Here is a 12301-nt window from a genome sequence, read left to right as displayed (position 1 = left end):
CAGGGTATAGCATTGCCGGGGATTAGCCTACCCGTTTAACGTCGCCTACCAGCAGGATGTAGGAGAGCGCGCCGATCAGCGCCACCGCTGAGATATAGACCAGCGCCGGGCCGAAACCATAGTCCTGCGCCAGGTAGCCGATCACCAGCGGTACGGTGATCCCGCCCAGACCGCCAACGAAGTTAAACACCCCGCCGGTCAGGCCGATCAGACGCATCGGCGCCAGGGACGACACCAGCGACCAGGTGATAGAGGCGAAGCCGTTACCAAAGAAGGCAACCGCCATCAGGGTCATAATCCACACTGGATCGTTGGTGTAGTTCGCGCCCATGATGCAGGTGGAGATCAGCAGTCCGCAGATGATCGGCGTTTTACGCGCGATGCCGAGGGAGTAGCCTTTTTTCACCAGCTTATCCGCCAGCCAGCCGGATAGCAGCACGCCAAAGAAGGCTGCCAGGAACGGCACCGTGGTCATAAAGCCCGCCTTCAGTGCAGTAATGCCTTTCTCCTGGGTCAGGTAGTTCGGGAACCAGGTGAGGAAGAACCACAGCGTCGAGGTCACCGCAAACTGCCCCAGGTAAACGCCCACCAGCTTACGGTGGAACACCAGCTTCCAGTCAGCTTTGGTCAGCGGCTGACGGGCCTCTTTTTTCACCGGTGCATCGCCATCCACCAGACCGCCGCCGTCACGAATATAATCCAGCTCGGCTTTGGTGATGCTTTTGGTCAGGCGTGGTGGCTGGTAGACCTTAATCCAGATAAACGACCAGATAATGCCGATCCCGCCGGTGACAATAAACACCCAGTGCCAGCTCAGCAGCTCCTGGATCCAGATCAGTAGCGGGGTCAGGAACGCCAGGCCGACAAACTGGCCGGAAGTATAGAACCCAACCGCAGAGGCGCGCTCATGCTCCGGGAACCAGCTGGTTACCATACGGTTGTTGGTCGGGAACGCCGGGGCTTCGAAAATCCCGGTGATAGCGCGCAGGCCAATCAGCGACATTAAGCCGGTGGCAAAACCCTGGAACAGCGTCGCCACGGACCAGCCGAAAATGGCGATAAAGTAGGTCAGGCGCGAGCCGACGCGGTCGAGGAACCAGCCGCCCGGGATCTGGCACAGCGTATAGAGCCAGGCAAAGGCCGAGAAGACGTAACCCATCTCCGCTTTGGTGATGCCAAACTCTTCCTGGATATGGGCCGAGGCCACGGCCAGGTTGGCGCGGTCAACATAACAGATGACCACGGTAATAAAGATCATCATCAGCGTCAGGTAACGGCGACGCCCGGTTTTTGTAGCAGTAACTGGAATATCCATCGCAATCTGTCTCCAGATTTTGAGCATAGCGAAGCCGCTCACCATGCCCTGTAAATTACAGAGGGTGTATTTGATTTTTTAATTAAAAACTTAACCAGAATGCGCTAAATAATTCGTGCTGGGGGAAGGCGGCAAGTTTTCGCATCCCCGGGAGCATACAAAAGTATGTGACCGGGGTAAGAAAGCGCAGCCAACGCATCACCAGCGCGAAGTATGACGCGCATTTACCACTCGGCTACGGAACCGTCTTCATGACGCCACAGTGGGTTACGCCAGTCCGGCGCATTTTTACTCAACTCAATGACTTTGGCTTCGTCGATCTCCACGCCAAGGCCCGGCTTGGTTAATGGTTTGAAGAAACCGCCTTCCATGTTGAAGTCCTCTTTGTTCTTCACAAAGTCGAGCAGCTCCGCGCCCTTGTTGTAGTGAATACCCATGCTCTGTTCCTGGAACACGGCGTTGCGTGAGACGAAGTCCACATGCAGACAGGCGGCCAGCGCAATCGGCCCCAGTGGGCAGTGCGGCGCCAGCGCCACGTCGTAGGCTTCTGCCATCCCGGCGATTTTGTAGCATTCGGTGATACCGCCCGCGTGGGAGAGATCCGGCTGCAGGATCGCAATACCGCCCGCCTCCAGCACACGTTTGAACTCGAAGCGCGAGAACATACGTTCGCCCGCTGCGATCGGAATATGGGTCTGCTCCGCCAGTTTCGGGTAGTACTCCGCCTGCTCGGCCAGCACCGGTTCCTCGATAAACAGCGGACGATACTGCTCCAGCTCTTTGATCAGCACTTTCGCCATCGGCGCGCTGACGCGGCCGTGGAAGTCCAGACCAAACTCAATCTCGTTGCCGAAGGCCTCGCGGATCTGCGCCACGGTATTCACGGCGCGATCGACCGCACGCGAGTTGTCGATAATACCCATCTCTTCGCAGCCGTTGAGCTTAAAGGTGTCGAACCCGATGCCGCGCAGCTTGTTGATACCGTCGATCACTTCTGCCGGACGGTCGCCGCCGACCCAGCTGTAGGCCTTAATTTTGTCGCGTACCAGGCCACCCATCAGCTGCCAGACCGGAGCATTCAGTACTTTGCCTTTGATATCCCACAGCGCCTGGTCGATACCGGCGATGGCGCTCATCATGATCGGGCCGCCGCGGTAGAAGCCCGCACGGTACATCACCTGCCACAGGTCGTTAATGCGGGCCGGATCCTGGCCAATCAGGTATTCGCCCAGCTCATGCACCGCCGCTTCGACGGTGCGCGCGCGGCCTTCAATGACCGGTTCGCCCCAGCCAACCACCCCTTCGTCGGTTTCGATTTTCAGGAACATCCAACGCGGCGGTAAACGGTACGTGGTGAGTTTGGTAATTTTCATTTCACTGCCTCTCGATACGCTTTCACAAATGCTGCCGCCTGCTGGGCGGTACGTTCTACGGACTGCCCGGCGCGATAGAGATCGCTGCCAAGACCCGCCCCGACACAACCAGCGTTCATCCACTGGGCAAGGTTTTCTGGTGTGACGCCGCCCACCGCAAAGACCGGCACGCTGGCGGGTAAGACCGCCTTCAGCGCTTTGATGTAATCCGGGCCGAAGGCCGAAGACGGGAAAATTTTGAGCGACTGTGCGCCCGCATCGAGGGCAGTAAAGGCTTCTGTTGCCGTGGCACATCCCGGGCAGACGGTCATGCCGTAGCCCACCGCGCGGCGGATCACCTCGGGGTTGATATTGGGCGTGACGATAAGCTTGCAGCCCATCTTCGCCAGCTGATCCACCTGCTCCGGTTTCAGCACTGTTCCCGCGCCGATCAGCGCTCTGTCGCCAAAGGCATCCACAACCGCCGGAATGCTTTTTTCCCATTCCGGGGAGTTGAGCGGGATTTCCACTGCGTCGAATCCGGCGTCAATTACCGCGCCAACGTGGGCTAAGGCCTCGTCAGGGGTGATGCCGCGCAGAATCGCGATAAGGGGAAGATTAGTTTGCCACTGCATGAGCGATGCTCCTTATTCCTGCCTGAAATGCCGTGTCGCCTTCTACCGCCGCCACGTCGCGCCCGATGGCGTGGAACGCCTGGCGGTAACGTGAAGTCAGCGATGAACCCGCGACGAGGGTGATGGACTGCTGCCCGGCGAACTGTTCGCTCAGGGTGGCGACTTCTGCGCCAATCAGCAGGCCCGATAAAAATTCGCTGACCTGCTCGCGGGGAAGCGTTCCCAGCACGTGCGAGGCGCGAACCTCAAAAAGCTGCGGCAAAACGGCGGGGGAAGCGATCCCGCGCTCAAGCCCGGCGGCAAACGCCTCTGGGGAGGTGGCTGGCTCAGGTAAACCGGCACCCACCAGCGAATGCTTAAGCAGCAAATGGTGCAATTCGCCGGTCATCACGGTGCGAAAATCGTGGATCTGCTGAGCATCGGCCTGCACCCATTTGCAGTGCGTACCGGGCATCACGTAGACAGAAGAAGGAGAGATCGTGCGGGCGCCGAGCAGCTGGGTCTCTTCGCCGCGCATCACGTTGTGGTTATCGTCGCGAGAGACGCACAGGCCAGGAATAATCCAGACATTGTCGCCAACGGACGTTAACTGCTCGCCAATGGCAGAGAAATGAGCAGGAACCGGCAGATAAGGGGCAACCTTCCAGCCCACGTTGCTACCGACCATTCCCGCCATCACCACCGGCGTGGCGCCGTCGCGCCAGTTTTGTGTCACCTCTGCTAACACCGCCTCGGGGGATTTACCGTTCAGACGCGTGACGCCTGCTTCTGATTGCCTGCTCTCCAGGCACTGCTCGCCCTGATACAGCCAGGCGCGCAGATTGGTTGATCCCCAGTCAATTGCGATGTAGCGAGATGTCATGTGATTTCCTTCAACCTTCGTGTTGAGCTGGCGATCATGGTCAACGCCGCCTGCTCTGCCGCATCGCTGTCCTGATGCCGTATCGCATCGAACAGCGCTTTATGTTCCTGGAGCGTCTTCGGCATGTTGGCCTCATCACCCATCCAGGTTCGTTCAAATACTGCTCGCTGTAGCGAGCTGATCGCCACGCTCAACTGCTGTAGCACCGGGTTATGCACCGACTGCAGCACCGCCTCGTGGTAACGGATATCCGCTTCGTTAAAGGCATCCCGGTCCTGGTTGTTGGCGATCATGTCGTTCAGGGCCGACTCAATCTGCGCCAGGTCGCCTGAGGTTGCGCGTTCCGCCGCCCAGCGGGCGATGGCCGGCTCTACCAGATTTCGCACCTCGCTCATCGCGCCGATCAGCCGTGGGTCGTAGTCGTTTTCCAGTACCCACTGCAGAACGTCAGTATCGAGGTAGTTCCACTGGTTACGCGGGGCGATAAAGGCGCCGCGATAACGCTTCATTTCAATCAGCCGCTTCGCCATCAGCGAGCGGAACACTTCCCGGATGATGTTGCGCGAGGTTTCAAACTCCTCACACAGTTCCGCCTCTGCAGGGAGCGGCGAACCGGGAACGTACTTGCCACCCACAATCTGAGTGCCCAGCGTAATGACGATGCGATCGGTTTTATTGAGAGTCATGGAGAGTCCTTGTGCTCTGTATGTCCATCACTACTTTACCGCGACCGCTGAATTTCGCCTCAATTTTGCAGTACAAACGTGATGCCATTCGTCATTGCCGTGGTCGTAATGTAGTACAATCACATTGCGTTGTACTACAATCTGGATCACAAAAAGAACAATCAGTGAAAGTAATGTTAAAGAAAGGTTCCTGCGGAGATAAAAAAACCCGCACAGGGTGCGGGTCAGGAAGTGCGGGTTTTACCGGGCTCTAATTCAGGACAAACTTCTCAATAGCGTACGCCACGCCGTCTTCAAGGTTGGATTTGGTCACGAAATTCGCCACCTCTTTCACCGACGGGATCGCATTCTCCATCGCCACGCCTAAGCCAGCATATTCCAGCATCGCAATGTCGTTTTCCTGATCGCCCAGAGTCATGATCTCTTCCGGTTTGATCCCCAGCGTGTCGGCCAGCGACTTCACGCCGGTACCTTTATTGACGCGTTTATCGAGGATTTCGAGGAAGTACGGCGCACTTTTCAGCACGGTGTATTTCTCTTTCACCTCTGCCGGGATGCGGGCAATGGCCTGATCCAGAATGGCAGGCTCATCAATCATCATCACTTTCAGGAACTGGGTGGCCGGGTCCATCTTCTCCGCTTCGCAGAATACCAGCGGAATGGTGGCAACGAAGGATTCATGCACCGTGTAGTAGCTGATATCGCGGTTGGCGGTGTAAAGCGTGTTGCGGTCGAGGGCGTGGAAGTGCGAGCCCACGTCGCGGGAGAGTTGTTCCAGATAGCGGTAATCTTCATAACTCAGCGCCGTTTGCGCCACCGTGCTGCCATCGGCCGCTTTCTGCACCAGCGCGCCATTGTAGGTAATGCAGTAATCACCCGGTTCATTCATGTGCAGCTCTTTCAGGTAGCTGTGAACGCCTGCGTACGGGCGACCGGTGCACAGCACCACGCTCACGCCTTTCGCACGGGCTGCGGCAATCGCGTCTTTAACGGCAGGAGAGATGGTGTGATCTGGCAGCAGCAGCGTGCCGTCCATATCGATTGCAATGAGTTTGATAGCCATGGGATCCCCGGTTGGAATGAGTCTGGGTTCATGCTAACGCGATTCCGTTCAAAAAACACGGCAAGAAAGGGGATAGGGACGGGAGAGGGAAATCCTCTTTTGCGGATAAAGAAAAGCCCGGTGGCGCTAGCGCTTACCGGGCCTGGAACGTGGGGCGTTACATTAGATATCGATGTTCGCCGCTTTCAGGGCGTTCTCTTCGATAAAGGCACGACGTGGTTCAACCGCATCGCCCATCAGGGTGGTGAACAGCTGGTCCGCTGCAATCGCGTCTTTAACGGTGACGCGCAGCATGCGGCGGCTTTCCGGATCCATGGTGGTTTCCCACAGCTGATCCGGGTTCATCTCACCCAGACCTTTATAACGCTGAATGGAGAGGCCACGACGGGACTCTTTCACCAGCCACTCCAGCGCCTGCTCGAAGCTGGCCACTGGCTGACGGCGTTCGCCACGCTCGATAAAGGCATCCTCTTCGATCAGACCGCGCAGCTTCTCGCCGAGGGTACAGATACGACGGTATTCCGCACCGGTCACAAACTCCTGATCCAGCGGGTAGTCGGTATCCACACCGTGGGTACGCACGCGGATCACCGGCTCGAACTGCTGCAGCTCGGTGTTCTCGTTGACGTCGAACTTCCACTGGCTGCCGTGCTGCTCGTTCTCGTTCAGATCGGTGACCAAGGTGTTCACCCAGCGGGTCACGGCCTGCTCGCTGCTGAGGTCAGCTTCGGACAGCGTCGGCTGATAGACCAGCGCTTTCAGCAGCGTGCGCGGGAAGCGACGCTCCATGCGGCCAATCATCTTCTGCGTAGCGTTGAACTCAGACACCAGACGTTCCAGCGGTTCACCCGCCAGCGCCGGGGCGCTTGAGTTGGCGTGCAGGGTCGCACCGTCAAGGGCGATAGCGATCTGGTACTGATCCATCGCTTCGTCGTCTTTGATGTACTGTTCCTGTTTGCCTTTCTTCACTTTGTACAGCGGTGGCTGAGCAATGTAGACGTGGCCACGCTCAACGATTTCTGGCATCTGACGATAGAAGAAGGTCAACAGCAGCGTACGGATGTGCGAGCCGTCGACGTCCGCATCGGTCATGATGATGATGCTGTGATAGCGCAGCTTGTCCGGGTTGTACTCGTCACGGCCAATGCCGCAGCCCAGGGCGGTGATCAGCGTTGCCACTTCCTGAGAAGAGAGCATCTTGTCAAAGCGCGCCTTCTCAACGTTAAGGATTTTACCCTTCAGCGGCAGGATCGCCTGGTTCTTACGGTTACGGCCCTGCTTCGCAGAACCGCCCGCGGAGTCCCCTTCCACGAGGTAGAGTTCGGACAGCGCCGGGTCGCGTTCCTGGCAATCAGCCAGTTTGCCTGGCAGGCCTGCTAAGTCCAGCGCGCCTTTACGACGGGTCATTTCACGGGCTTTACGCGCCGCTTCACGGGCACGCGCCGCATCGATAATTTTGCCGACCACGATTTTGGCATCGGACGGGTTTTCCAGCAGGTATTCGCTCAGCAGCTCGTTCATCTGCTGTTCAACCGCCGATTTCACCTCGGAGGAGACCAGTTTGTCTTTGGTCTGAGAGGAGAACTTCGGATCCGGCACTTTCACGGAGACAACAGCAATCAGGCCTTCACGGGCATCGTCACCGGTGGCGCTGACTTTCGCTTTTTTGCTGTAGCCTTCTTTGTCCATGTAGGCGTTCAGGGTACGGGTCATCGCCGTACGGAAGCCGACCAGGTGCGTACCGCCATCGCGCTGCGGGATGTTGTTGGTAAAGCAGTAGATGTTTTCCTGGAAACCGTCGTTCCACTGCAGTGCCACTTCCACGCCGATACCGTCTTTCTCGGTGGAGAAATAGAAGATGTTCGGGTGAATAGGCGTTTTGTTCTTGTTCAGGTACTCAACGAACGCCTTGATACCACCTTCGTAATGGAAGTGGTCTTCTTTGCCGTCGCGCTTGTCGCGCAGGCGGATAGAGACGCCGGAGTTCAGGAATGACAGCTCGCGCAGACGCTTGGCGAGGATCTCATATTCAAACTCGGTGACGTTGGTGAAGGTTTCATGGCTTGGCCAGAAACGGACCTGCGTCCCGGTCACGTCGGTTTCACCAGTCACCGCCAGCGGTGCCTGCGGTACGCCGTGGACGTAGGTTTGCTGATGCACTTTGCCTTCGCGGCGGATCAGCAGCTCCAGCTTCTGCGACAGGGCGTTAACCACCGAGACGCCCACGCCATGCAGGCCGCCGGAGACTTTATAGGAGTTATCATCGAACTTACCGCCTGCGTGCAGGACGGTCATGATCACTTCCGCCGCAGAGACGCCCTCTTCCGGGTGGATACCGGTCGGGATGCCACGGCCATCATCGGTTACGGAGACGGAGTTGTCGGCGTGGATGGTCACCACGATGTCTTTACAGTGACCCGCGAGCGCTTCGTCGATAGCGTTATCCACAACCTCAAATACCATGTGGTGCAGACCGGTGCCGTCATCCGTGTCGCCGATATACATACCCGGGCGCTTACGCACCGCATCCAGCCCTTTCAGGACTTTGATACTGGAGGAGTCATAAGAATTCGACATCAACGTTTCTCGCTCATTTATTCTTGGGTTAATCCGTTATTTTACCCTTTTCCACGGTGAACATCTTCGAATTTTTGTCCGACATGTCCATTACGTGTTCAGCGCTAATCGCACTGACGAAAACCTGTGACTGCGTGGCTTTTAAGCGGCTGGCAAGCAGTCCGCGCCGCGCGTCGTCAAGTTCCGAGGCAAAATCATCAATCAGGTACAGGCAGCGTCGCCCGCTTTCACGGGTTAAAAACTCACCCTGCGCCAGGCGCAGCGCGCACATCAGGAGTTTGAGCTGCCCGCGTGATAAGGTGTCTTCTACCGGCGCACCATCGGCACGAATGCGGAAATCAGCCTTGTGCGGGCCGTGCGCGGTGTAGGTCAACATGCGATCGCGCTCGAAGCTTCGCTCCAGCACCTCGGCATAGTCAGTCTCTTTCTCCCAGCCGCGCTGGAAGGAGAAACTCAGAGAGAACTCGGGTAAAAATTGTTGGCAGGTATCTGCCATGTCCTGGGCGATCCCCGCGCTGTACTCCGCGCGCCAGTGGCTGATCTGCTCCGCCAGTGGGATCAGCTCTTTATCCCACGCCCGCAGTTGGGCGTAGCGGGTCACCTGGCGCAGCGCGGCATTGCGCTGCTTGAGCAGCCGCTTAAGGTTGCTCCAGGCGGTAAAGAAGCCCGCTTCGTTATGGAAGCATCCCCAGTCGAGGAAGGCTCTTCTGTATTTGGGGCCGCCGTTGAGTAAAGTAAACCCCTCGGGGGTGATCAGCTGCATCGGCATCAGCAGCGCCAGCTCGGCCACTTTGTGCCCGTCGGTACCGTCGATGCGCACCTTGCTGTCGCCATGCTTGTCTTTGGTCAGGCCGATAGCGGTTTCATGCTCTGCGCCCTGCAGACGTCCATGCAGGATGAACGACTCCTGCTCGTGGCGAATAACGCGGCCAATCTGCAAACTGCGAAACGCCCGGCCATGACCGAGCGTATAGATGGCTTCCAGCACGCTGGTTTTGCCGCTGCCGTTGGCGCCAACCAGAAAATTAAAGCCGGGGGATAACGCAAGATCCGCGCTTTCGATATTGCGAAAGTCGCGGATCAACAGGCGGGTGAGCGACATTACAGTCTCATTGGCATGACAACATAGGCTGCCGACTGTGATGCGGCATCTTCAATCTGTACGCTTGATACGGAGTCCGTCAGCAGAATGCGCACGTTCTCGCACTTCAGCGTATTCAGCACATCCAGCACGTAGCTGACGTTAAAGCCGATTTCCATTTCGGTGCCCGCCGCATAGGTGACATCCAGAATTTCTTCGGCTTCTTCCTGCTCCGGGTTGTTAGCGGTGATTTTCAGCTGGTTTTCGCTGACATACAGACGCACGCCGCGGAACTTCTCGTTGGAGAGGATCGCCGCACGGGCAAACGCCTGTTTGAGAATATCGCAGCCCGCTTCCAGCGTTTTGTCCGGGTTCTTCGGCAACACGCGGCGATAGTCCGGGAAACGACCATCCACTAACTTGGACGTAAAGATGAAATCACCGACGTGGGCGCGAATGTTGTTGCTGCCAATCTGCACGCGCAGCGGGGTTTCGCCGCCGTCGAGCATACGCATCAGCTCAATCACGCCTTTACGCGGTACGATCACCGAATGGTTCGGCAGGCTCACGCCAATCGGCATGGAGCAGACCGCCAGGCGGTGGCCGTCGGTGGCCACGGTACGCAGCTCTTCACCTTCGGTTTCGAACAGCATGCCGTTTAAGTAGTAGCGAACGTCCTGATGCGCCATCGAGAACTGGGTGGCTTCAATCAGGCGCTTCATGGTCGCCTGCGGCAGGGTGAATTCAACTTCGCTCTGCCAGTCATCGAGGTTCGGGAAGTCGATAGCCGGGAGCGTGGAGAGCGAGAAGCGGCTGCGGCCGGAGCGCACCAGCATGCGATCGCCTTCCAGCTGCACGGCAATCTCTGCCCCTTCCGGCAGACCACGGCAGATATCAAAGAACTTACGCGCCGGAACGGTGGTGGCGCCCGCTTCGTGAGGCTGAGAAAGCGTCACGCGTGCGACCATTTCCATCTCGAGATCGGTCCCGGTCAGCGACAGCGTGCCGTCTGCGACCTGCAGCAGCAGGTTACCGAGGATAGGCAGCGTCGGGCGGCCGCCTAAGGGGCCACTCACCTGTTGCAGCGGTTTTAATAAGTGTTCACGTTCAACGGTAAATTTCATAGCGTCACGAAGATAATGTTCTGATTAAATTGGAGAAGTCTTCTTTAATGTCGTGGCTTTCTTCACGCAGCTGCTCAATCTTACGACAGGCGTGCAGCACGGTAGTATGGTCACGGCCACCAAACGCATCGCCGATTTCCGGCAGGCTGTGGTTGGTGAGTTCCTTTGCCAGCGCCATCGCCATCTGACGCGGTCTCGCCACCGAGCGGGAACGACGTTTGGACAGCAAATCCGCCACTTTAATTTTGTAGTACTCCGCCACCGTCTTCTGAATATTGTCGATGGTGACCAGTTTTTCCTGCAGCGCCAGCAGATCGCGCAGCGCTTCACGCACGAAATCGATGGTGATCGCCCGGCCGGTAAAGTTGGCGTTGGCGATAACGCGGTTCAGTGCGCCTTCCAGCTCACGAACGTTGGAGCGCAGACGCTTGGCAATAAAGAACGCCACCTCACCCGGCAGACGAATGTCGTTCTCGTCGGCCTTTTTCATCAGGATCGCCACGCGAGTTTCCAGCTCTGGCGGTTCGATCGCCACGGTCAGGCCCCAGCCGAAGCGGGATTTCAGACGATCCTCAACCCCGTTGATCTCTTTTGGATAACGATCCGAGGTCAAAATGATCTGCTGGTTACCTTCCAGCAGGGCGTTGAAGGTGTGGAAAAACTCTTCCTGAGATCGTTCTTTATTGGCAAAGAATTGAATGTCATCGATCAGCAGCGCATCAACGGAACGGTAGTAGCGTTTAAACTCTTCGATCGCGTTGTTTTGCAGGGCTTTAACCATGTCCTGAACGAAGCGTTCGGAGTGCATATACACCACTTTGGCATTCGGCTTACGCGCCACGATGCCATTGCCGACCGCATGCAGCAGGTGCGTTTTACCGAGACCGGTGCCGCCATAAAGGAACAGCGGGTTATAGGCACCACCCGGGTTATCCGCCACCTGACGGGCCGCCGCGCGCGCCAGCTGGTTCGATTTACCTTCGACGAAGTTATCAAAGGTATGTTTGACGTTAACGTTGGAGCGGTATGTCGGCTCCGCCGGGGCCGGAACGTTATCCCAACCAGAACGCGGCGCAGGGGCCACGCGCGGCATGTGAACCTGCGCGGTTTGCGCGGGTGCAGCGGCGACGTTAACGGTCTCTCTGAGGGTTTGGGTGACCGGCTTTGTGCCCACTTCGAAACGCAGCTGTGGGGCATCGGCACCGCAAAATTCGTTTAGCAGTCCATTGATGTTATTGAGGTATTTGTCCCTGACCCAATCGAGCACAAAACGGTTTGGCGCATACAAAGCCAGCGTGTTATCGCTCAGTTCCGCCTGCAACGGGCGGATCCACATACTGAATTCTGTGGCTGGTAACTCATCCTGCAATCGGGCAAGACACTGCTGCCAAAGCGAAAGTGACACGGCGGACTCCACTCGAACATAAAAAGAAAGCTATTGAATAGTCATGATTGTAGACACACGTCGAAAAGACCCGGCGTTTAAGGGGGACGTGCGAACCGCTCTTTGCGGTTTGTGCCCAACCAGGATCCTGGGATCCGATCAGGACCGCGGATCATAGCCTAAACTGAGCCAGAGATCTTCTGTTTCTCACAGTTTCTTCCC

General features: G+C 57.4%; 10 protein-coding genes. All 10 read right to left on the bottom strand.

Annotated elements, in window-relative coordinates:
* Window positions 1-22: 22 nt before the first annotated feature.
* A complete protein-coding gene (locus tag G7090_RS00050) occupies window positions 23-1360 on the bottom strand; it encodes an MFS transporter (RefSeq protein ID WP_166181002.1) in 1338 nt (445 codons plus the stop codon).
* Between the two features lie 179 nt (window positions 1361-1539).
* Window positions 1540-2688, bottom strand: coding sequence for a galactonate dehydratase (gene dgoD / locus G7090_RS00045; protein WP_103793431.1), 1149 nt, complete (start codon window positions 2686-2688; stop codon window positions 1540-1542).
* Entirely contained in the window at window positions 2685-3302 is a 618-nt protein-coding gene (locus G7090_RS00040) for a 2-dehydro-3-deoxy-6-phosphogalactonate aldolase (RefSeq protein ID WP_166180999.1), read from the bottom strand. The genes dgoD and G7090_RS00040 overlap by 4 nt, the downstream gene beginning before the upstream one ends.
* A complete protein-coding gene (locus tag G7090_RS00035) occupies window positions 3286-4164 on the bottom strand; it encodes a 2-dehydro-3-deoxygalactonokinase (protein ID WP_166180997.1) in 879 nt (292 codons plus the stop codon). The genes G7090_RS00040 and G7090_RS00035 overlap by 17 nt, the downstream gene beginning before the upstream one ends.
* On the bottom strand, window positions 4161-4850 hold the full coding sequence (gene dgoR / locus G7090_RS00030; protein WP_106995566.1) for a D-galactonate utilization transcriptional regulator DgoR: 690 nt from the start codon (window positions 4848-4850) through the stop codon (window positions 4161-4163). Before dgoR ends, G7090_RS00035 begins: the two co-directional genes overlap by 4 nt.
* Before the next feature lie 250 nt (window positions 4851-5100).
* Window positions 5101-5913 (bottom strand): sugar-phosphatase, encoded by an 813-nt coding sequence (yidA, locus tag G7090_RS00025; protein ID WP_166180994.1) that lies wholly within the window; start codon window positions 5911-5913, stop codon window positions 5101-5103.
* 162 nt (window positions 5914-6075) lie between these two features.
* Window positions 6076-8490, bottom strand: coding sequence for a DNA topoisomerase (ATP-hydrolyzing) subunit B (gyrB, locus tag G7090_RS00020; protein WP_166180992.1), 2415 nt, complete (start codon window positions 8488-8490; stop codon window positions 6076-6078).
* A 28-nt stretch (window positions 8491-8518) separates the two neighbouring features.
* Window positions 8519-9592, bottom strand: a complete 1074-nt coding sequence (gene recF, locus G7090_RS00015) for a DNA replication/repair protein RecF (protein WP_106995563.1) — start codon at window positions 9590-9592, stop codon at window positions 8519-8521.
* Window positions 9592-10695: a DNA polymerase III subunit beta gene (gene dnaN / locus G7090_RS00010; RefSeq protein WP_106995562.1), complete on the bottom strand. Its 1104-nt coding sequence runs from the start codon at window positions 10693-10695 to the stop codon at window positions 9592-9594. The genes recF and dnaN overlap by 1 nt, the downstream gene beginning before the upstream one ends.
* 4 nt (window positions 10696-10699) lie before the next feature.
* Window positions 10700-12100 (bottom strand): chromosomal replication initiator protein DnaA, encoded by a 1401-nt coding sequence (gene dnaA, locus G7090_RS00005; protein WP_106995561.1) that lies wholly within the window; start codon window positions 12098-12100, stop codon window positions 10700-10702.
* Window positions 12101-12301 lie beyond the last annotated feature (201 nt).

The sequence above is a fragment of the Leclercia sp. 29361 genome, assembly GCF_011290365.1.
GTDB lineage: Bacteria > Pseudomonadota > Gammaproteobacteria > Enterobacterales > Enterobacteriaceae > Enterobacter > Enterobacter tamurae.
The sequence above is the reverse complement of the archived record's forward strand: the minus strand, read 5'-3'. Positions and strand labels throughout refer to the sequence as shown.